The sequence below is a fragment of the Pseudomonas sp. ANT_J28 genome (assembly GCF_008370005.1).
Taxonomy (GTDB): Bacteria; Pseudomonadota; Gammaproteobacteria; order Pseudomonadales; family Pseudomonadaceae; genus Aquipseudomonas; species Aquipseudomonas frigoris.
The window spans coordinates 24,745-44,766 of sequence record NZ_VOBM01000045.1; the positions used below are offsets into that span (position 1 = coordinate 24,745).

The following is a 20,022-nucleotide window of genomic DNA, read 5'->3' on the forward strand; positions in this document are numbered from 1 at the left end:
AAGTCAGTCGATTCGATATCCGTTGTAGGACATGTCCGTGAAGCAAAATCGCAGCCGGGATGGCGACCTTTGACAGTTACTTCGGATAAAGCGGCGGCAACCCGCTGTCACCCACCGGATCCTGAACCCGCTCGGCAATCGGGATCGCCTTGATCGCCCGCCACAAGTCTTCACCTTGCCAATGCTGGCCGGTTTCGCTGTAGAGCGCGCCGTTCAAGCCATCGAGGGCGTCGGACAGCGGTACAAAACGCGCCGCCATATCGGCCAGGGTTTCCGGTTGTTGGCGGGCCCAGGCGTCGAGGGCTTGGCGGGTGGCGTGGGAGTCGTTGGCCTGACAGGCGCGCTTGAGATCGTCGAGTACGGTGCGCGGGCTCGGGCCGGTCTGCGCGGCGCGCAGGATCGCCGGTTGCCAGCGGGCGCGCCACCAGAGACCAAAGCCCAGCAGGGTGGTGCAGGCCAGGATCAGGGTGCTGAGTTTCCACCACCAGAGGGTTTCGTTGTCGGCCGCGGAAAAGACTTGAGGCATGCCGGCCGGGGTGTCGACCATCAGGCTCGGATTACTCGCCACTGGCAGGGTTCGGGCCGGCAGGCTGCTGTGATCCAGGTGGTCCTCGAAGGTGTTCCACCAGACCACTTCAACCGCTGGCAACTCGATTGCGCCGCTGCGCGTTGGCACCAGGGCCTCACGATCTTCGCGGCTGCCGATCAGCCCGCGCTCGCTGTTCTGGTTGCCCAGCACCGGTTGATCCGGGTAGCGCCGCAAGCCGTTGACGTCGGTGGCGGGCAGCGGCGGCAATTGCGAACTGTCCAGGCCTTCAGCCTTCACCGTCAGGCTGCGGGTCAACGAATCACCCACTTGCGCGTGATCCGGTTCCGGGTTCCAGCTTTCGCTCAGGCTGAGGCTGCGTGCCGGCAGCCATGGCACGTCGGCCGGGTAGGTGATGGGTTTGGCCTTGACCGTCAGCAGAATCTCGGCGGAGCTGACCCGCATCAGTTTGCCGGATTTCGGTGCCTGCGCGGCAGAGTCCTTCGCGGGTTGTGCGTCCACGAGTGCGGCATTGAATATCTGCGGCGGAATGACCAACTCACCGCTGTGTTGCGGGTAGATCGCGTAGCGCATTTCGATCACGCCGTGGCGCAGGCCATTGATGTCTTTCTCGTAGGTGCGCGCCTCGCCCAGTTGCTCGATGCGCACATCGGGGATTTGCAAAGGGGGCAGGCTGCTGTCGTCGTACAGCGACACCGAATGGTAGATGCGCAAGGTCAGGATCGCCTGGGCTTGCACGTACACGCTGTTTTGATCGAGGCTGGCGTCGATGAACACCGGGGCCCGTTTGGTCGAGCTGTCCTGGGTTTCGGTTTCGACCACTTGCACGGTGATCGGCTGGCTCTGCACGTCACCCAGTCGCAGTGACGGAACAATCACGCTGCCGTTCTGCCGAGGCAGCAGGGTGATGATCCAGCGGGTGGTCGCACGGTTGTCGCCGTTCAGGGTGGTCAACTGGTTGACCTGACGGGTGCCGCGCACTTCGAACAGCGGCTCCAGCGGTGTCAGATCAGGCTTGCCGAACTGCGTCACGTCGTTGGATTCCAGGGTCAGTTCAATCGTTTCGCCGCTGTTCAGGCGACTGCGATCGACACTGGCGAACAGCCCGGCTGCCTGTGCCTGAACAGCGCAGAGCAACAGGGCGGGCAGCAGTGCGAGCAAGAAAGCGGTGAAGCGGGTCATCGAGTTTTTCCCTGATCCTGATGTTGTTGCTGTTCGTACCAGAATTTGCGTCTGAGCAATTCACCCGGATCATCCGGGATCTTGCGCAGCCATTGCTCCAGCGCCTGGCGCTGTTCACCATCGATGCTGTCGCTGGCCGGACGCATCGGTGGTCGGGTGCTGTCTTCATTCCCCAGCTCGCTGCCCGGGACTTCATTGGTGCCGGGTTTCGACGGCGTTTTGCTCTGTTGCTCGGAGTCCGTCGTGGCTTGTTGGTCGTCGGTTTTCGGTTCGCCATTATCCGACGGTTGCGTGGCCGCGCCCGGCGGCGGTTCTTGCGTGGGGGGCTCGGTCTCGTTACCAGCGTTTTTGTCCGATGCAACGGGCGGTGGAGTGTTTTTCTGCTTGAGCAGACTTTCCACCAGCGCCTTGTTGGTCAGGGCCGGGCGCAAATCCGGTTGACGCTCCAGCGCCTGTTCGTAGGCATCCAGCGCAGCTTCCAATTCACCGCTCTTAGCCAAGGCGTTGCCACGATTGTAGTGGGCGTGGGCGTCGCTGCCTTCTGCGAACCGCTGGGCGGCGCCGCTGTAGTCGCCGGCCTCGTAGAGCGCCACGCCTTGCCATTGGCGATCTTCGAAATGCTGCGCAGCCTCGGCCGGGCGCTTCTGCTTCAGCAAGATCAGCCCCTGTTGGTCGGGTCGCAGCCACAAATCGTTGAAGTCGAAGGCATAACTCGGTTGTGGCAGCAAAAACAGCAGTGGCAAGCAGAACAGCCAGCCGCGACGACCGGCGCACGCCGCCAGCAGCAACAACGGCAACAACAGCCAGTAACCCTGATCGGCCCACGTATCGAGGCGCAGGGTCTGGCCATGGTTGCGCAGCGCGTGTGGTCCCTCGAGCAAGCCGAGTGCGCGCAGGTCGGCATCGTCCAAGCGCGCATGGCGATAACGTCCGTCCAGGCCGTTGGCAAAGGCTTTCAGGCTGGGTTCGTCCAGATGTGGCACCAGAATCGCGCCCTGGTCGTCCTTCATAAAACTGCCGTCCTCCTGGGTGATCGGCGCGCCTTCGGCAGTGCCGATACCGAGCATCAGAAATTGTGTCGACTTGCCATCCAGCGCCTGCTGAATCCCCTGGCGTTCCAGTTCGGTCAAGGTCGACCCGATCAACAGGATCCGCCCGTCACCGAGGGCGCCCTGATCCAGCAGGGCAAGGGCCTTGGTCACCGCCAGATCGGCGCGATGTCCTGTTTGGGGCATCAGTGAAGGTTTGAGGGCATCCAATAGATTGCGGCTGGTCGACAGGTCATCCGACAGTGGCACCAACGTGTGAGCGCTGCCGGCGTAGACGACGATTGCGGTCTGGGCATCGCTGCGGTTCTCCAACAGGTCGAACAGCTTGCGTCGGGCCTGTTCCAGCCGGTTGGGTGGTACGTCGGTGGCGAGCATTTCCGGGGTCAGCTCTAGGACCACGACCAGCGGGTCGGCGGGTTTCTGGTTGGCTTGCTCGACACGTTCCCAGCTCGGCCCGAGTAGCGCCAGAACGGTCAGCACCCAGGCACATCCGAGGATGACCCACGGCAATTTGCTGTCGCGACCGTTGCCACCCCTGAGCAATGCCGCATGGAACGCCGGTGGCAGAATCATCTGCCAGCGCCCGGCGCGTTTCTGCCGATGCCAGAGTTGCCAGAGCAACCAGCCGAGCAATGGCAACAACAGCAACCACCAGGGGCGGAACAAGTACGGCCAGAGTGCACTCATCGGCGCCTCCGCAGACGCAGGCGTTTAAGCCGCTGGCGCCAGTCGGGCAGTTGCGATTGCAAAAACAGATCCTTGGTAAACAGTCGCCGCAACGGGTTGTCAGGCCAGCGCTCGCGAACCACCAACAGCATGCTCAACAGCAACGCTATTGCCAAAGGCCAGTGGTACAACGCCTGAGCCGGGCGGGCCTGAGTCGGTTGCTGGGTCACCGGTTCCAGTTTGTCGAGGGTGTCCTTGATCGCTTGCAGCTCCTTGTCATCATGGGCGCGAAAATACTGGCCGCCGGTGGCTTCGGCGATCGCCATCAAGGAGGGTTCGTCGAGGTCGAGGCTCGGGTTGACCCCCAGGAAACCCAAAGTACCACTTTGCTCCGGATCGGCGCCGATACCGATCGGGTAGATTTTCACGCCTTCGCTGGCTGCCAGCCGCGCAGCCGTGAGCGGGTCGATTTGGCCACCGTTGTTGGCGCCGTCAGTGACCAGAATCAGTACGCGACTTTGTGCCGGGCGCTGGCGCAGGCGTTTGAGGGCCAGGCCGATGGCATCGCCGATGGCGGTGTTCTTGCCGGCGATGCCGATCCGCGCTTCGTCGAGCCACACGCGCACCGTGTGCCGGTCGAACGTCAGCGGTGCTTGCAGATAGGCCTGACTACCGAACAGGATCAGGCCGACGCGATCGCCGTCGCGACTTTCAAGGAAGTCACCGAGCAAGTGCTGAACCAGTGTGAGTCGACTGACGTCTTCGTCCTGCCATTGCATGTCGGGGTAATCCATCGAGCCAGACACGTCGACCGCTACCAGCAGATCACGACCGCTGGCGGCGATGGGCAGCGGTTCGCCAAGCCATTGCGGGCGCGCCGCCGCGATCAGCAACAACAGCCACAGCAGAATGAACGGTGCCTGTTGGCGCCAGGCCGGCAGGTTGGCCCGGGCGCGGCGGCGAGTCAGGCCTTCGAGGTCGCCGAGAAAGCTGACTTTGAGCGCCGGCTCGCCACTGTCGGCGACAGGCAGCACGACGCGCATCAGCCAGGGCAGCGGCAACAGGGCAAAGATCCACGGCCAGTCGAACTCAAACATGTTTACGAATCCAGGTGTCGACAGCCTGCGTCAGGCCGGCGATGGCCTTGTCATCGAGTTTGCATTCGGGTTTGTAGGCGCCTTCGACCAGCACCATCCAGCGGGTCAGGCCGGCAGCCGGGCAACGATTGTCGAGGAATGCCAGCCATTTGCGCCCATTGAGGGTATGGCTCTGGCTGTAGGGGTAGTGGTTGCGGCACAGGCGTTTGAGCAACCCGTTGAGTTGTTGCAACCAGGCACCGGCCGGAGCGCCGTCGTAGGGTTTGGGCATCCGCGCCAATTCGGCCAGCGCGGCGAGGCGCACAGGGTCCAGCGGTTGTTCGGCGCGCACGATAGGGCCTTTGTTCGCAAAGAAGTGCCTGGCCTTCCACAGACCGAAACCGATGAGCGGCAGTAACACCAGTAACAGCCACCAGCCCGGTGCAGGTGGCCAGAATTCGATCGGTGGCGGGGAGATCAGTGGTTGCAGTTGATCGAGGCTGCTCATCGGCCTTTCCCCGGTTTCTGTGGGTTCAGGTACTCGCGCAATTGTTCAACCATCTCGCTCTGGGTGCTCAGGGGCATCAGCAATACCCGCAGCTTCTGCGCCAGCAACTCCCAACGAGCGATGCGCGCTTCGGCCTGGGCGCGATAGGTCTGGCGCAGCTCGAAGTTCAGGGTGTCGAGTTCCAGTTGCGCACCACGTTCCGCGAAGCGTAAAAGCCCGGCGGCGGGCAGGGCGTGATCCAGTGGATCGGACACCGGCAGCAACAACAGATCGCAATGCCGCGACAACAGACTCAGCTGTTGTTCGGCGCCCTCGGTCAGGGTGCGTTCGTCGCAGATCACGATCACCAAGCTACCGGGACGCAATACTTCCCGGGCGCGGCGCAGGGCAATGTTGAAGGCGTCCCGGTCCGGCTCGTTTTCCGTGTGCAGCGACTGATTGACCCGCACCAGACGGTTGAGCAACTGCAGCAGGCTCTGTTTGCTGCGTCGTGGCTTGATTTCATAGTGCTCGTTGTTGCCGAACACCAGTCCGCCGACCCGATCGTTATGACCCAGTGCGGCCCAGCCGATCAGGCTCGCGGCCTGGGCGGCGAGCACCGATTTGAACATCAGCCCCGAGCCGAAAAACAGCCGGCGACTTTGCTCGACCATGATGAAAATCGGCCGCTCGCGCTCTTCATGGAACAGCTTGGTGTGGGGTTCCTGGGTGCGGGCGGTGACGCGCCAGTCGATGCTTCGCACGTCATCGCCGGCCTGATAGACCCGCACCTGATCGAAATCCACCCCGCGCCCGCGCAGTTTGGAGTGGTGCAAGCCGATCAGCGGGCTGCGCTGGCTTGGCGTGGAAAACAGTTGCACTTCACGCACGCGATGGCGCATCTCGATCAGCTCGGCGAGGCTGACACGGATGCCCGGCTCGGGCGGCAGGAGGGCGTTCATCGGGGTCAAGCGACGGCTACGACGTCGAGAATTCGCTGGACCACCCGGTCCTGGTCGATGCCCGCGGCTTCGGCTTCAAAGGAAAGAATGATGCGGTGGCGCAGCACATCGAACAGCACGGCTTGAATGTCTTCCGGGCTGACGAAGTCGCGACCGGCGAGCCAGGCGTGGGCCCGGGCGCAGCGGTCGAGGGCAATCGAGCCGCGCGGGCTGGCGCCGTAGGCGATCCACTCGGCCATCTCCGGGTCGAACTTGGCCGGGGTGCGCGTGGCCATGACCAGTTGCACCAGGTATTCCTCCACGGCGTCGGCCATGTACAGGCCGAGGATTTCCTTGCGCGCGGCGAAGATCGCCTGCTGGCTGACCCGGCGCTCGGGCTTGGTTTCGCCATTCAACGCTTCGCCACGGGCCTGTTGCAGGATCCGACGTTCGACGGCGGCGTCCGGGAAGCCGATTTTCACGTGCATCAGGAACCGGTCGAGCTGAGCTTCGGGCAATGGATAGGTGCCTTCCTGCTCGATCGGGTTTTGCGTGGCCATCACCAGGAACAGCGGCGACAGCTCGTATGTGCTGCGCCCGACGCTGACCTGGCGCTCGCCCATGGCTTCGAGCAAGGCCGACTGAACCTTGGCCGGGGCACGGTTGATTTCGTCCGCCAGCACCAGGTTGTGGAAGATCGGGCCTTGCTGGAACACGAAGCTGCCGGTTTCCGGGCGATAGATTTCCGTACCGGTAATGTCGGCGGGCAACAGGTCGGGGGTGAACTGGATGCGATGGAACTGTGCTTCGATGCCTTCGGCAAGTTCTTTGATGGCCTTGGTCTTGGCCAGGCCCGGAGCGCCCTCGACCAGCATGTGGCCGTCGGCGAGCAAGGCGATGAGCAAGCGCTCGATGAGTTTTTCCTGGCCGAGAATCTGCGTTGAAAGAAAGGTTCGCAGCGCTAGCAGCGCTTCACGATGTTCCATCGATGACTGTTCCTGGAAAGGGTGACCGTAGACGTTCGAATAACGCCAGGGCTGGGGGCGTTACTTTAATCTATCGCGGGGGGCAGCGACTAACGGCATTTTGTGCAAAGTGCAGGAAATGGTTGGAGTTTTGCAGGGGGGGTAGGGTGGTGGTGTTCTTTCGGGCCTCTTCGCGAGCAAGCCCGCTCCCACAGGTGACCGAGTTGTTTCATGAAAATGCGATCAAATGTGGGAGCGGCGGTGCGGCGATCCGACTTGCCCGCAAAGGCGTCCGCTCAGGCGCTGAGATTCAAAGCTGGCTGATATAGGTGCCAGTACCCTTGAGAATGTTCTGCAACGTTTCTTCCACTTCCGCCAAATCCGCCGCATCAGTGCTGTGAATGATTTCCAGCGAATCATCACCATTCAACGCATCAGCGTCCGCCGCTGCGATTTCGATCAGCAGGCGCGTAGGGCTGAGGGTGACTTTTGCGCCGTCCAGCGTCGAAGGCTCGCCGTCGAGGGTGATGTCCAGCGCGTCCTCGTCCGGGTAGCGGGTCATCAGGAACATATCGCCCTGATCGCTGTGGCAGCAGAGCATGGCCATGTTGTCTTCTTCGTCATCGCACGGGTTGACGATCAAGAGGGCGGTGGTCATTTGCATGGGGAATTCCTGGCTCGACGAGCGTTGTGAAGACGAACAAAGGGCGATTCTGCCAGCCCTCGGGAATTTCTGCTCGCCTGAGTGTCAGAGGATGTGTCGTGAGCATTTGGGGTGTTGCTGGTCATTTCTGGTACGGATGTGCCGCAAAACCGGGCTTAAACCCCCCGTTTTGCCGTGCGGCTGCTAGTGTTGTTCGATGCACAAGGCGCAAGCTGCGTACCGATGACCGAATATGTCGCAGCGCTGCAAGCACGGGCCTTGCCGCACTGGTTAAGCTGCGCAACGGATGAGCACCTGTAAAGACATTGCGCGGGACGTTGCCCAGTCGTTTTTGCAGATGCCCATTCATGGAAGGTGAATGTGACCTGAGTGTCTCGTCCAGCTTCACCCACCTGTCATCCTGTTTCCTCTGCCCGAGAATCAGGAACAGGGTGACGGATCACCCCGAAAGGGGTTTGCACGCGACGCTTCCATCAATAACAAGCCCAAGCGGAGTACCACAGATGGCGTTCTTCACCGCAGCCAGCAAAGCCGACTTCCAGCACCAACTGCAAGCGGCACTGGCCCAGCACATCAGTGAACAGGCACTGCCACAAGTGGCGCTGTTCGCTGAACAATTTTTCGGCATCATTTCCCTGGACGAGCTGACCCAGCGTCGGTTGTCCGACCTCGCCGGCTGCACCCTTTCTGCGTGGCGCCTGCTTGAGCGCTTCGATCACGCGCAACCGCAAGTGCGCGTCTACAACCCCGATTACGAACGCCACGGCTGGCAGTCGACCCACACCGCGGTCGAAGTGCTGCACCACGACCTGCCATTTCTGGTGGACTCGGTACGCACCGAGCTGAACCGTCGCGGCTACAGCATCCACACCCTGCAAACCACTGTGCTGAGCGTGCGTCGCGGCAGCAAGGGCGAGCTGCTGGAAATCCTGCCGAAAGGCACCCAGGGCGACGACGTTCTGCAAGAGTCGTTGATGTACCTGGAAATCGACCGTTGCGCCAACTCGGCCGAACTGAATGTCCTGAGCAAGGAACTGGAACAGGTTCTCGGTGAAGTCCGCGTCGCGGTCGCCGATTTCGAACCGATGAAAGCCAAGGTTCAGGAAATCCTCACCGGCCTGGACAACAGCCAGTTCGCTGTCGATTCTGAAGAAAAAGCCGAAATCAAAAGCTTCCTGGAATGGCTCGTGGGCAACCACTTCACCTTCCTGGGCTATGAAGAGTTCGTGGTTCGCGATGAAGCTGATGGCGGCCACATCGTCTACGACCAGGATTCCTTCCTCGGCCTGACTAAACTGCTGCGTACCGGCCTGACCTACGATGACCTGCGCATCGAAGACTACGCCGTGAACTACCTGCGCGAACCGACCCTGCTGTCGTTCGCCAAGGCTGCGCACCCAAGCCGTGTGCACCGTCCGGCTTACCCGGATTACGTGTCGATCCGTGAAATCGACGCCGACGGCAACGTCATCAAGGAATGCCGTTTCATGGGCCTGTACACCTCGTCGGTGTATGGCGAGAGCGTGCGGGTCATCCCGTACATCCGTCGCAAGGTCGAAGAAATCGAACGCCGTTCCGGCTTCCAGGCCAAGGCTCACTTGGGCAAGGAACTGGCTCAGGTGGTTGAAGTGCTGCCGCGCGACGACCTGTTCCAGACCCCGGTCGACGAACTGTTTGCCACCGTGATGTCGATCGTGCAGATCCAGGAACGCAACAAGATTCGCGTGTTCCTGCGCAAAGACCCGTATGGTCGTTTCTGCTACTGCCTGGCCTACGTGCCGCGTGACATTTACTCCACCGAAGTGCGCCAGAAAATCCAGCAAGTGCTGATGGATCGCCTGAAAGCCTCGGACTGTGAGTTCTGGACCTTCTTCTCCGAGTCCGTGCTGGCCCGCGTGCAACTGATTCTGCGCGTCGATCCAAAGAATCGTCTGGACATCGACCCGGTTCTGCTGGAAAAAGAAGTGGTGCAAGCCTGCCGCAGCTGGCAGGACGACTACGCGAGCCTGACGGTTGAAAGTTTCGGTGAGGCCAGCGGCACCAACGTGCTGGCCGACTTCCCGAAAGGCTTCCCGGCCGGTTACCGCGAGCGTTTCGCCGCGCATTCGGCTGTGGTCGACATGCAGCACCTGCTGAGCCTGAAAGAATCCAATCCGCTGGTGATGAGCTTCTATCAGCCACTGGGTCAGGTCTCCGGTCAGCGCGAGCTGCACTGCAAGCTGTATCACGCCGATACGCCGTTGGCGCTGTCCGACGTGCTGCCAATCCTGGAAAACCTCGGCCTGCGCGTGCTGGGTGAATTCCCGTATCGCCTGCGACACAACAGTGGCCGCGAGTTCTGGATTCACGATTTCGCGTTCACCGCTGCTGAAGGCCTGGAACTCGACATCCAGCAACTCAACGACACTTTGCAGGATGCTTTCGTCCACATCGTGCGCGGCGACGCCGAGAACGATGCGTTCAACCGTCTGGTGCTGACCGCCGGCCTGCCATGGCGCGATGTGGCGCTGCTGCGCGCCTACGCCCGTTACATGAAGCAGATTCGCCTGGGCTTCGACCTGGGTTACATCGCCAGCACCCTGAACAACCACACCGACATCGCTCGCGAGTTGACCCGGTTGTTCAAAACCCGTTTCTACCTGGCCCGCAAGCTCGGTACTGACGATCTGGAAGACAAGCAGCAACGCCTGGAACACGCGATTCTGAGCGCCCTGGACGACGTCCAGGTGCTGAACGAAGACCGTATCCTGCGTCGCTACCTGGACCTGATCAAGGCCACCCTGCGGACCAACTTCTACCAGACCGACGCGCACGGTCAGAACAAGTCCTACTTCAGCTTCAAGTTCAACCCGCACCAGATTCCAGAGCTGCCGAAGCCAGTACCGAAGTTCGAAATCTTCGTTTACTCGCCACGCGTCGAAGGCGTGCACCTGCGCTTCGGCAACGTTGCTCGCGGTGGTCTGCGCTGGTCTGATCGTGAAGAAGACTACCGCACCGAAGTCCTGGGCCTGGTAAAAGCCCAGCAAGTGAAGAACTCGGTCATCGTGCCGGTTGGCGCGAAGGGCGGCTTCCTGCCGCGTCGCCTGCCACTGGGTGGCGGTCGAGACGAGATCGCGGCCGAGGGCATCGCCTGCTACCGCATCTTCATCTCGGGCCTGTTGGACATCACCGACAACCTGAAAGACGGCGCGCTGGTACCGCCGGCCAACGTCGTGCGTCATGACGACGATGACCCGTACCTGGTGGTGGCAGCGGACAAGGGCACTGCAACCTTCTCCGACATCGCGAACGGTATCGCCATCGACTACGGCTTCTGGCTCGGCGATGCGTTCGCATCGGGCGGCTCGGCCGGTTACGACCACAAGAAAATGGGCATCACCGCCAAGGGCGCGTGGGTTGGCGTTCAACGTCACTTCCGCGAACGCGGCATCAATGTTCAGGAAGACAACATCACTGTGGTCGGCGTCGGCGACATGGCCGGTGATGTGTTCGGTAACGGCTTGTTGATGTCCGACAAGCTGCAACTGGTCGCAGCGTTCAACCACCTGCACATCTTCATCGACCCGAACCCGGAGCCGGCCAACAGCTTCGCCGAGCGTCAGCGCCTGTTCGACCTGCCGCGTTCGGCCTGGTCGGATTACGACACCAGCATCATGTCCGAAGGCGGCGGGATCTTCTCCCGTAGCGCGAAAAGCATCGCGATTTCCCCGCAGATGAAAGAGCGCTTCGACATTCAGGCTGACAAGCTGACCCCGACCGAACTGCTGAACGCCTTGCTCAAGGCGCCGGTGGATCTGTTGTGGAACGGCGGTATCGGCACGTACGTCAAAGCCAGCAGCGAAAGCCACGCCGATGTCGGCGACAAGGCCAACGATGCACTGCGCGTGAACGGCAACGAACTGCGCTGCAAAGTCGTGGGCGAGGGCGGTAACCTCGGTATGACCCAGCTGGGTCGTGTCGAATTCGGCCTCAATGGCGGCGGTTCCAACACCGACTTCATCGACAACGCCGGTGGTGTGGACTGCTCTGACCACGAAGTGAACATCAAGATTCTGCTGAACGAAGTGGTTCATGCCGGTGACATGACCGACAAGCAACGTAACCAGTTGCTGGCGAGCATGACCGACGAAGTCGGCAACCTGGTGCTCGGTAACAACTACAAGCAGACTCAGGCGCTGTCTCTCGCAGCACGCCGTGCCTTCGTGCGGATTGCCGAATACAAGCGTCTGATGAACGATCTGGAAGGTCGCGGCAAGCTGGATCGCGCCATCGAGTTCCTGCCGTCTGAAGAAGCGATCAACGAGCGCCTCGCGGAAGGCCACGGCCTGACCCGTGCCGAGTTGTCGGTGCTGATCTCCTACAGCAAGATCGACCTCAAGGAAGCGCTGCTCAACTCCCAGGTGCCGGATGACGCTTACCTGACGCGCGACATGGAAACTGCGTTCCCGCCGACCCTGGTCAGCAAGTTCGCCGAAGCCATGCGTCGTCACCGCCTGAAGCGTGAGATCGTCAGCACCCAGATCGCCAACGATCTGGTCAACCATATGGGCATTACCTTCGTTCAGCGACTCAAAGAGTCGACCGGCATGAGCCCGGCGAATGTTGCGGGTGCCTATGTAATTGTTCGGGATATCTTCCACCTCCCGCACTGGTTCCGGCAGATAGAAGCCCTGGACTACCAGGTTTCCGCTGACGTGCAACTGGAGCTGATGGATGAGCTGATGCGTCTGGGCCGTCGCGCTACGCGCTGGTTCCTGCGCAGCCGTCGCAACGAGCAGAATGCTGCCCGTGACGTCGCGCACTTCGGTCCGCATCTGGCAGCGCTGGGCCTCAAGCTCGACGAACTGCTGGAAGGCCCGACCCGCGAAGGCTGGCAGAGCCGTTATCAGGCGTACGTTGCGGCTGGCGTTCCTGAGTTGCTGGCACGCATGGTTGCAGGCACCACTCACCTGTACACCTTGCTGCCGATCATCGAAGCGTCCGACGTGACCGGTCAGAACGCAGCCGACGTGGCGAAGGCTTACTTCGCTGTAGGCAGCGCGCTGGACATCACCTGGTACCTGCAACAGATCAGCGCTCTGCCGGTTGAAAACAACTGGCAGGCCCTGGCCCGTGAAGCGTTCCGCGATGACGTCGACTGGCAACAACGTGCGATCACCATCTCCGTCCTGCAACAGGGCGACGGCACCCAGGACGTGGAAACCCGTCTGGAGCTGTGGATGGAAGAGCACGAAGGCATGATCGAACGCTGGCGCGCCATGCTGGTAGAAATCCGTGCCGCCAGCGGCACTGATTACGCCATGTATGCGGTGGCCAACCGTGAACTGCTGGATCTGGCGTTGAGCGGTCAAGCGGTAGTGCCTACCACTGCCGTTGTCACTGCCAGCGCTGAGTTGGAGCCAGCTGCCTGATCAGGCGCTGAATGAAGAAGCCCCGTCTCGAAAGAGGCGGGGCTTTTTTTTGGTCTGATGAATTTGTGTCGTTTGGTCGGACCCTTTCGCGAGCAAGCCCGCTCCCACATTAGTTTTGCGTCGTACACATAATCAATGTGGGAGCGGGCTTGCTCGCGAAGGGGTATCACATTCAATACAAATTTATGCCTGTTGTGTTATCGATCATCGACACTTTATCTGTCGGTCTGGTCAATAAATCACTGAGCGACTGGTCAAACTTCTGCAAGGCCCTGACTTGCACATTCTGTTGTTCGTTTATATCGGCAACTATCTCTTCGCTGCGTTTATAGTCCGCCCATACCGGACTCAGTTCTTTAGCATCATGCCCTTGCGCAGTGCCGATGTAGTTGAAGTTGGTGTCGTAGAACGCTGCGCTGACATCCGCGCTGATATCCGAACTGCGCGATGTCATCAATTGACTGCGCGTGTCGACGACGGCGACCACGTCCGGTTTAGCGGCCCTGAGACTTTGCATGTCGGGGTACACGGTCACCGAGCCAAACTGACGTTGCAAGGATGCTTTGACCCAGTCCACTGCCAGGTCCGGTTTGGAGGTAGCAACGTAGGCATCGTGAATCGACTGCACCAACAGGCTTTGGCCGAAACCGGTGCCGGCGTTGGCCTGGTAATCCTGAAGGTAGGCGCGGTTGGTCTGAGTGTTGCGGCTGTAGACGATGCCCAGGGACACGTTGCTGCCATTGGTGACATGCATGGCACTGCTGCGACCCACCGGCTCGGTGAAAATGCCGTCGAGCGAAGAAACAGCCTTCGGTGCAGTGGGTATTGAACAGGCTGTTAAAAGAACCGTTATCGTCAAGGTGCTGACAAGTGCAAGTTTCATGGTGTTTCTCCCGTGAAACAACTTGAGTCGGAAAGTTAATATGCCGGACACGCGCGGCGTTGATTCCAGACTAAACCTGTCGCGACTCATTGAAGTGGCCAACACCTGTACTTGTTGTGTGATCAATAGTTTTATTTGGTTTAAACGTTTCCAGTTAATGACGCCCGGAAATAAAGAGGCCCGAATTCGTAGTTCGGGCCTGATTATTTATGGCTGCGAGTTCAGCTATCAGTTTTCCAAGGGGATCAATACTTTTTCGTCCGGGGACAACACCATGAACACCAACAGTTTGGCAGGCTTGGTTGCACTGGCATTTTTCGAGACCAAATGTTCCGATCCCGCCGGTTCGTACCAGAATTCGCCGGCCTTATAGGTGATCGCTTTTTGACCCTTCACTTGAGAAATGATCGAGCCCGAAAGGACGTAGGCCATGGCCGTGCCCTCGTGCTTGTGGGCGATGGACGATTGGCCGGGCTTGTAGTCGACTTCGATCATCAATGCTTTTTTGCCCGGCACGTTTTGCAGCATTTCGTCCTGCAGAATGGTGACTTTTTCCGAAGGGGCGTGGGCGAATGCCGCGGCTGAAACGGTCAGGGCGAGGGCGGCAAGGGGGGCAGCACAGTAGCGCAAGGCATTCATGGTTATCACCTGCTGTGGTTAGTGTCAGGGACCACAGTAAGTCTCGGCCTAAGGTAAGCAAACAGCCAATTTTCGTGAAGGCGAGGGGACCAATCATGCACGTTGAAAAACAAGATCGCCGCCTCCAGCCACTCCTGCAGGGGTACCCATTGCCCTGTAGGAGTGGCCGAAGGCGGCGACCTAATTTTCTAAACGATAGGAAAGCTGTTGAAGTCGACGCTGTTGGCCAGGCGGCTGTCGATCAGGCCGATAAAGCCTTGTACTTCAGGGCAGTTGAAATGCATTTGCATGGCCGCTTCCGATTGCCAGCGGGCGCTGACCGTCCAGCGGTTGTCGTCCTCGGGGCAGCGGTCGACCATATAGGAATCGCAGCCCGGAAGTTCGCGCAGGGTGTCGACAATTTTTTGCAGTTGCTTGCCCAGTTCGTCCGAGCGGCCGGCGGCGGCCTGCACCTTAACGGTATTGATCACTTCGTTGGACATTGCTCACACTCCTGAATCAGTCCGGACGAATCCTGCTCATTGAGGGATAACGCTTATGCAGGATAGGCCTGCATCCCCGGACCACCAATAGCCAATCGCGGGATAAAAACGCAGACCAATCTGTCAGGCGACCTGCTGCAAAATGTCCCGCAGGCGGTCCAGGGCGATGTCGATGTCCAGGGTTTCAATGGCGCCAAAACCCAGGAAAAGCCCGGCCTGCGGCGCTTGCTGATAGAAAAAGCTGTCGATGGGATACACCCCCACTTCAACCTTTTTGGCCAGTTCAATCACCAATGGAATATCGATAGACACTTTGCACATAACCACCATGTGGAACCCGGCGGTGGTTGGGACAGCCTCTAGCCACGGTGAAAGATCGCCGGCCATACGCTCGAGGATCCGCTCACGACGCCCGGCATAGATCGTATGGCAGCGCCGGATGTGCTTGAGCAGACAGCCTTCGGCGATGAACTTGGCCAGCGCCCATTGGGGCAGGGTGGAGGTGTGCAGGTCGGTGAGCTGCTTGGCGCGAATGACCGCTTCGAGTATTGCCGGCGGCAGGATCGCATAACCCAGGCGCAGCTCCGGCAGCAGGGTTTTCGAAAAGGTCCCGACGTAGGCGACGATGCCGCGTTCGTCCATGCTTTGCAGCGAGTCGGTGGGCCGGCCTTCGTAGCGGAATTCGCTGTCGTAATCGTCCTCGATGATGATCGCGCCCAACTCATGGGCCCGCTCCAGCAGCGCCACCCGGCGCGCCTGGCTCATCGGCATGCCGAGGGGGAACTGGTGGGACGGCGTGACGTAGATCAGCCGGGTGCCAAGGGGGATCTTGTCCACCTGAATGCCTTCCGCATCCAACGGGACGCCGATCACCGTGGCACCGTGGGTACCGAACAACAGGCGTGCGGGCGGATAGCCGGGGTCTTCCATGGCGACAATGCTGCCGGGGCGCGTGAGCACCCGGGAGATCAGGTCCAGCGCCTGTTGGGCGCCGTTGCACACCACCACGTCTTCGTCCCGGCAGTTAACCCCACGAGAAAACGCGATGTGCCGGGCGATCGCATTACGCAGCGCCGGCAGGCCTTCGGGCAGGCTGTAGAATCCCTTGGACGCAGAGATTTGGCGCAAGGCATGAGCGGTGCAGCGCCGCCAGTCATCCTGGGGAAACTGGCCCTTGCTGGTGGCGCCGCCGATGAAGTCATAGCGCAACGAGCCTTCCAGCGTCGGATGGCGCAGAAACACCGGCAGGTTGCGCCAGGACTCGATGACCTCGGCACTGGCCAACTCCGAATGGCTCTGTTTACGGGTGATTTTCGCCGGTCGGGCGTTGACGTACGTGCCTTTGCCGATGACCCCGGTGAGGAAGTTTTCGTAGGTCAGTTGTGTGTAGGTGTCGGAAATGGTCTTGCGCGAAATGCCCAGTTGTTCAGCGAGTAAACGACTGGGCGGCAGCTGCGTCCCGGCTGCCAGACGGCCGGATTCGATGGCACTGCGCAGTTGGTTGTACAACTGGCCTGCCAGGTCCTTGCGGCCGTTGATGACAACGTGAAGTTCCATACCAGCGAGGCTCCTGGGGCGATTGAGGCGCGTGTGCGTCGCGCCAGATTACCCGCATGAGCGCCTGCGCAAAAGTTGCGTGGGCGAAAAACCTCCGATTGGTCTGGTGCCTGAGTGGTCCACGGGTATTTCGCAGAATTGGATCTGTAACGCCTGCGTATCAACGCCTACCTTGAGGGGCACACATTCGATCCACGAGGTCACTCCATGAACGCCCGCCTGGATTACTACAGCGCATCGCCCAAAGCGATGAAAGCGATGATTGCCATGGAGGCCTTGACCAGCAACCTCAGCATCGAACCGGCCTTGCTGCACTTGATCAAAATCCGTGCGTCGCAACTCAATGGCTGCGCTTTCTGCACCGACATGCACTCGGTGGATGCCCGGCGCCTGGGCGAGACTGACCGTAGGTTGTATTCGATCGTGGTCTGGCGCGACAGCGGCTTCTTTAATGCGCGAGAACGCGCGGCGCTGGCCTGGACCGAAGCCGTCACCTTGCTCTCTGAAAACCATGTGCCGGACGAGGTCTACGCACAGGCCCGAGAGCAGTTCAACGAAGGCGAGATGGTCGACCTGACCATCGCTGTCACCACGATCAACAGCTGGAATCGCCTGGCAGTGAGTTTTCGGCAAACCCCTGGAGGCTGAATCGATTTTCCGCATCGAGTGTCACGTCAGGTTCATAAACGCTGCGCAGGATGAGGCTTTCAAGGACAGATCGACAGGGAGTCAGCGATGCCATTTATGGAAACCACGGATCGTCAACAAGTTGCCGAGTACCGCTCACCCGTAGAAAAGCCCGCATCCTGGCGCACACTGGCGGCAGGGATCGATCCGGTACTGGCGCAGTCTTTTCGGGTCAGTGCCCGTTGCGGCTGTTTCATGCAGGCAGCCCGCAGTCTCAACATCAAGACCACCCAGTTGCGCAAACAATTAGCGCAGCTTGAAGCGCAACTCCAGTGTTCGCTATTCAGCCATTCAGAGAATGGCGTTGCCCTCAGTCGTGACGGATTGCAGCTGCAATCGCAGTTGATTGCCCTGGCCCACGAGCGCGATTTGCCGGTGACCGAACAGCCGTTGGTTCGCCTGGCCGTCGCCGAATCGATCCTGCATGACATTCTCGGTCGCGATCTGGTTGCCTTGTTGCGGCGCAACGCCAGCGTGCGCCTGGACATCATCACCCTGGACAGCGAACTCTCCCTGCAAGCGGTCAGCGCCGATGTGGTGCTGTGGCTGGCCGGCACCGATTCACCGCTGCCAGGCCCGAGTTTTGCTGTCAGCGAGCCCCGGCGTCTGGCGCGGCTCGACTACCTGCCCCACATCGCCAAGCGTTATTCACGGGTCGCGTCCCGCCCTGACAGCCTCGATGACCTGGCGGATTTCCTGCTGGTGCAATGGCAGCATGACCGTCAGGTCGACTGTTTTCGGCCGTGGAATACCCTCGTGGACCAGCGCCTGGCCGGGGTGGTGCAGCTGCATTCCTATGAGCTGATGCTGGAGATGATCCGTTGCAGCGCCTGCATTGGCCTGCTGCCCGGATACATCAGCCGCTTCGACCGCGGCCTTATTGAATTGCCCGGGCTGTTCAGTCAACCGATGCAGCGCCAGGTGTGGATGGCGGTCGATGCCGAGTCCGAGGGTTCAGCGCAGGTGCAGATGATCGTCGAGCTGATCCAGAATACTTTCACTGAGCGCCGAGAGTGGTTCGAAGGCTGAACGCTGTCCAAAATGTGGGAGCGGCGTGCGGCGATCCCACACTGACTCTCGCCATATCGCAAGTACGCGGTATAGAGTGGGCGGCCATGTCTGTATCAAGGATGAATCACCCATGCCCGCCACTGACGCTGTCATTTCCCTCGAACGTTTCAACGAATCCCACATCGACGGCATTACCGCGCTCTACAACGACCCGGCCATTACCCGCCAGGTGCTGCAAATGCCGTTTCAGTCCGACGAAGTCTGGCGCAAGCGCCTGGCGCCGGACAACGAGCGTGTGGTGCAGCTGGTGGCGCTGCATCAAGGGACGGTCATCGGCAATATCGGCCTGGAGCAGTTTTCGCGGATCCGCCGCAGCCATGCTGGCAATCTCGGCATGGGCGTCGCGGTGGCCTGGCAGGGCAAGGGCGTCGGCTCGAAACTGTTGGCGGCGGCGCTGGACGTCGCCGACAACTGGATGAACCTGCAAAGGCTCGAGCTTTCGGTTTACGCCGACAACGAAGCCGCTATCGGGCTTTACCGCAAGTTCGGCTTCGACACCGAAGGGCTGTTTCGCGACTACGCCGTGCGTGATGGCGTGCTGGTGGATGCCTTGAGCATGGCGCGGCTGCGTCGCAGGCCCAAGGCCGGTTGAGTCACTCGCCCAAGGCGAACGCCACCGCCGCCTGCACATGCAGTTCGGTGGTGTCGAGCAAGGGCAGGGCGCTGTGCTCGGGTTTGATCAGCAGGCCGATTTCCGTGCAACCGAGGATGATTGCCTGGGCGCCACGTCGGGTCAGTGATTCGATGACCTGCTGATACACCGTGCGTGATACCTCGCTGATCACCCCGACACACAACTCGTCATAGATGATCCGGTGGACGGCCTGACGTTCATCGGTCTCCGGCACCAGCACGGTCAGCCCCATTGAAGTCAGGCGCTCCTTGAGGAAATCCTGCTCCATGGTGAACGCTGTGCCGAGCAATCCAATCTTCAGCGCGCCAGCCTCGACGGCAGCTTGACCCACCGGGTCGGCGATGTGCAGAAACGGAACACTGATCGCTGCCTGAATCTGCCCGGACACTTTGTGCATGGTGTTGGTGCACAGCACCACGCAATCGGCACCGCCAGCCTGCAACCGCTGCGCCGCATCCACCAGAATCGCCGCCGCATCGTCCCAGCGCCCGGCTTGCTGGGCCTGTTCGACAGGGCCGAAGTCGACGCTGTACATTAGCAATTTTGCCGAACGCAACGGCCCGAGCCGGTCGCGTACCTGCTGATTGATGAGACGGTAATACTTGGCGCTGGACTCCCAGCTCATGCCGCCGATAAGGCCGATGGTGCGCATTGGTTTTCCTCAAGCTATGGCCTGCATTGACAGGCTTGGCTTGGGAGTTTCGATGTGTTCAAGGGCAGATGCCAGTGAAAAATAAACTGTAACGCTCATCTTTCGGAGAAGTGTCATGGTGCCTTTTCAGGCAAGGGGGTGACATGGTTGCAACTTGCGGCCAACGTCTTCTCATACCTCACATCAGGTCGCCACGGTTCAAGGTTCCATTGCGGCTTGTCTCTTGCTATTGCCAGATGACAAATCAACTGATGGCGCATGCCATGGGTGTTTTTCCAATAGCAGCTGTTGGAATAGTCGCGGGTGAGTTCGTCCCACAGGTAGGGCGTCCCTTCTGGCGGTGTCCGCCTCGCACATGGTGTGGGTGTAATAGAAAATGACCACTCATAGTCCCGAAATCCACTGTGCACCTTCCACGTATTTCACACA

17 protein-coding genes are annotated in these 20,022 nt (G+C 60.3%); 4 read left to right on the top strand and 13 right to left on the bottom strand.

Annotation, left to right across the window (positions count from 1 at the left end; genetic code table 11):
* Positions 1 to 76 precede the first annotated feature (76 nt).
* The 7 genes from FQ187_RS24860 to FQ187_RS24890 all read right to left on the bottom strand — a co-directional run bounded on the left by FQ187_RS24860 (position 77) and on the right by FQ187_RS24890 (position 7,577).
* Positions 77 to 1,729, bottom strand: coding sequence for a BatD family protein (locus tag FQ187_RS24860; protein ID WP_149631505.1), 1,653 nt, complete (start codon positions 1,727 to 1,729; stop codon positions 77 to 79).
* Positions 1,726 to 3,465, bottom strand: coding sequence for a tetratricopeptide repeat protein (locus FQ187_RS24865; RefSeq protein ID WP_149631506.1), 1,740 nt, complete (start codon positions 3,463 to 3,465; stop codon positions 1,726 to 1,728). The genes FQ187_RS24860 and FQ187_RS24865 overlap by 4 nt, the downstream gene beginning before the upstream one ends.
* Entirely contained in the window at positions 3,462 to 4,541 is a 1,080-nt protein-coding gene (locus FQ187_RS24870) for a VWA domain-containing protein (RefSeq protein ID WP_149631507.1), read from the bottom strand. Before FQ187_RS24870 ends, FQ187_RS24865 begins: the two co-directional genes overlap by 4 nt.
* Positions 4,534 to 5,028 carry a DUF4381 domain-containing protein gene (locus tag FQ187_RS24875; protein WP_149631508.1) on the bottom strand — a complete coding sequence of 165 codons (495 nt, stop codon included), beginning with the start codon at positions 5,026 to 5,028 and terminating at the stop codon, positions 4,534 to 4,536. Before FQ187_RS24875 ends, FQ187_RS24870 begins: the two co-directional genes overlap by 8 nt.
* Positions 5,025 to 5,969 carry a DUF58 domain-containing protein gene (locus tag FQ187_RS24880; RefSeq protein WP_149631509.1) on the bottom strand — a complete coding sequence of 315 codons (945 nt, stop codon included), beginning with the start codon at positions 5,967 to 5,969 and terminating at the stop codon, positions 5,025 to 5,027. Before FQ187_RS24880 ends, FQ187_RS24875 begins: the two co-directional genes overlap by 4 nt.
* Positions 5,970 to 5,974: 5 nt before the next feature.
* Positions 5,975 to 6,934, bottom strand: a complete 960-nt coding sequence (locus tag FQ187_RS24885; protein WP_008150800.1) for a MoxR family ATPase — start codon at positions 6,932 to 6,934, stop codon at positions 5,975 to 5,977.
* Positions 6,935 to 7,223: 289 nt separating this feature from the next.
* Positions 7,224 to 7,577: a hypothetical protein gene (locus tag FQ187_RS24890; protein ID WP_149631510.1), complete on the bottom strand. Its 354-nt coding sequence runs from the start codon at positions 7,575 to 7,577 to the stop codon at positions 7,224 to 7,226.
* A 503-nt stretch (positions 7,578 to 8,080) separates the two neighbouring features.
* Here FQ187_RS24890 and FQ187_RS24895 point away from each other — a divergent pair.
* Positions 8,081 to 12,988: an NAD-glutamate dehydrogenase gene (locus FQ187_RS24895; RefSeq protein ID WP_149631511.1), complete on the top strand. Its 4,908-nt coding sequence runs from the start codon at positions 8,081 to 8,083 to the stop codon at positions 12,986 to 12,988.
* A 172-nt stretch (positions 12,989 to 13,160) separates the two neighbouring features.
* Here the strand turns inward: FQ187_RS24895 and FQ187_RS24900 are convergent, their stop codons facing one another.
* The 4 genes from FQ187_RS24900 to FQ187_RS24915 form a co-directional block, all read right to left on the bottom strand.
* Positions 13,161 to 13,871 (bottom strand): ATPase, encoded by a 711-nt coding sequence (locus FQ187_RS24900; RefSeq protein ID WP_149631512.1) that lies wholly within the window; start codon positions 13,869 to 13,871, stop codon positions 13,161 to 13,163.
* Positions 13,872 to 14,099: 228 nt separating this feature from the next.
* Positions 14,100 to 14,510 (bottom strand): cupin domain-containing protein, encoded by a 411-nt coding sequence (locus FQ187_RS24905; RefSeq protein ID WP_149631513.1) that lies wholly within the window; start codon positions 14,508 to 14,510, stop codon positions 14,100 to 14,102.
* 188 nt (positions 14,511 to 14,698) lie between these two features.
* Positions 14,699 to 14,992: a putative quinol monooxygenase gene (locus FQ187_RS24910; RefSeq protein ID WP_008150809.1), complete on the bottom strand. Its 294-nt coding sequence runs from the start codon at positions 14,990 to 14,992 to the stop codon at positions 14,699 to 14,701.
* A gap of 123 nt (positions 14,993 to 15,115) precedes the next feature.
* Positions 15,116 to 16,549, bottom strand: coding sequence for a PLP-dependent aminotransferase family protein (locus FQ187_RS24915; RefSeq protein ID WP_149631514.1), 1,434 nt, complete (start codon positions 16,547 to 16,549; stop codon positions 15,116 to 15,118).
* Between the two features lie 207 nt (positions 16,550 to 16,756).
* On the opposite strand from FQ187_RS24915, the gene FQ187_RS24920 reads away from it, so the two are divergent.
* From FQ187_RS24920 to FQ187_RS24930, 3 genes are all read left to right on the top strand, one after another.
* Positions 16,757 to 17,197 carry a carboxymuconolactone decarboxylase family protein gene (locus FQ187_RS24920; RefSeq protein ID WP_123364141.1) on the top strand — a complete coding sequence of 147 codons (441 nt, stop codon included), beginning with the start codon at positions 16,757 to 16,759 and terminating at the stop codon, positions 17,195 to 17,197.
* 87 nt (positions 17,198 to 17,284) lie between these two features.
* The gene (locus tag FQ187_RS24925; RefSeq protein ID WP_149631515.1) at positions 17,285 to 18,265 is read left to right on the top strand and encodes a LysR family transcriptional regulator; all 981 of its coding nucleotides are present in this window, start codon (positions 17,285 to 17,287) and stop codon (positions 18,263 to 18,265) included.
* A gap of 112 nt (positions 18,266 to 18,377) precedes the next feature.
* Positions 18,378 to 18,899, top strand: coding sequence for a GNAT family N-acetyltransferase (locus tag FQ187_RS24930; protein WP_149631516.1), 522 nt, complete (start codon positions 18,378 to 18,380; stop codon positions 18,897 to 18,899).
* 1 nt (position 18,900) lies between these two features.
* Here FQ187_RS24930 and FQ187_RS24935 read toward each other — a convergent pair whose 3' ends face one another.
* Both FQ187_RS24935 and FQ187_RS30985 read right to left on the bottom strand, forming a co-directional pair.
* On the bottom strand, positions 18,901 to 19,593 hold the full coding sequence (locus FQ187_RS24935) for an aspartate/glutamate racemase family protein (protein WP_149631517.1): 693 nt from the start codon (positions 19,591 to 19,593) through the stop codon (positions 18,901 to 18,903).
* 113 nt (positions 19,594 to 19,706) lie between these two features.
* Positions 19,707 to 20,003, bottom strand: a complete 297-nt coding sequence (locus FQ187_RS30985; protein ID WP_149631518.1) for a DUF2599 domain-containing protein — start codon at positions 20,001 to 20,003, stop codon at positions 19,707 to 19,709.
* Positions 20,004 to 20,022: the final 19 nt, after the last annotated feature.

What these genes read in the sequence shown, in the direction of transcription:
- FQ187_RS24860 (WP_149631505.1), bottom strand. Translation starts at nt 1,729, where the DNA reads ATGACCCGCTTCACCGCTTTCTTGCTCGCACTGCTGCCCGCCCTGTTG.
- FQ187_RS24865 (WP_149631506.1), bottom strand. Translation starts at nt 3,465, where the DNA reads ATGAGTGCACTCTGGCCGTACTTGTTCCGCCCCTGGTGGTTGCTGTTG.
- FQ187_RS24870 (WP_149631507.1), bottom strand. Translation starts at nt 4,541, where the DNA reads ATGTTTGAGTTCGACTGGCCGTGGATCTTTGCCCTGTTGCCGCTGCCC.
- FQ187_RS24875 (WP_149631508.1), bottom strand. Translation starts at nt 5,028, where the DNA reads ATGAGCAGCCTCGATCAACTGCAACCACTGATCTCCCCGCCACCGATC.
- FQ187_RS24880 (WP_149631509.1), bottom strand. Translation starts at nt 5,969, where the DNA reads ATGAACGCCCTCCTGCCGCCCGAGCCGGGCATCCGTGTCAGCCTCGCC.
- FQ187_RS24885 (WP_008150800.1), bottom strand. Translation starts at nt 6,934, where the DNA reads ATGGAACATCGTGAAGCGCTGCTAGCGCTGCGAACCTTTCTTTCAACG.
- FQ187_RS24890 (WP_149631510.1), bottom strand. Translation starts at nt 7,577, where the DNA reads ATGCAAATGACCACCGCCCTCTTGATCGTCAACCCGTGCGATGACGAA.
- FQ187_RS24895 (WP_149631511.1), top strand. Translation starts at nt 8,081, where the DNA reads ATGGCGTTCTTCACCGCAGCCAGCAAAGCCGACTTCCAGCACCAACTG.
- FQ187_RS24900 (WP_149631512.1), bottom strand. Translation starts at nt 13,871, where the DNA reads ATGAAACTTGCACTTGTCAGCACCTTGACGATAACGGTTCTTTTAACA.
- FQ187_RS24905 (WP_149631513.1), bottom strand. Translation starts at nt 14,510, where the DNA reads ATGAATGCCTTGCGCTACTGTGCTGCCCCCCTTGCCGCCCTCGCCCTG.
- FQ187_RS24910 (WP_008150809.1), bottom strand. Translation starts at nt 14,992, where the DNA reads ATGTCCAACGAAGTGATCAATACCGTTAAGGTGCAGGCCGCCGCCGGC.
- FQ187_RS24915 (WP_149631514.1), bottom strand. Translation starts at nt 16,549, where the DNA reads ATGGAACTTCACGTTGTCATCAACGGCCGCAAGGACCTGGCAGGCCAG.
- FQ187_RS24920 (WP_123364141.1), top strand. Translation starts at nt 16,757, where the DNA reads ATGAACGCCCGCCTGGATTACTACAGCGCATCGCCCAAAGCGATGAAA.
- FQ187_RS24925 (WP_149631515.1), top strand. Translation starts at nt 17,285, where the DNA reads ATGCCATTTATGGAAACCACGGATCGTCAACAAGTTGCCGAGTACCGC.
- FQ187_RS24930 (WP_149631516.1), top strand. Translation starts at nt 18,378, where the DNA reads ATGCCCGCCACTGACGCTGTCATTTCCCTCGAACGTTTCAACGAATCC.
- FQ187_RS24935 (WP_149631517.1), bottom strand. Translation starts at nt 19,593, where the DNA reads ATGCGCACCATCGGCCTTATCGGCGGCATGAGCTGGGAGTCCAGCGCC.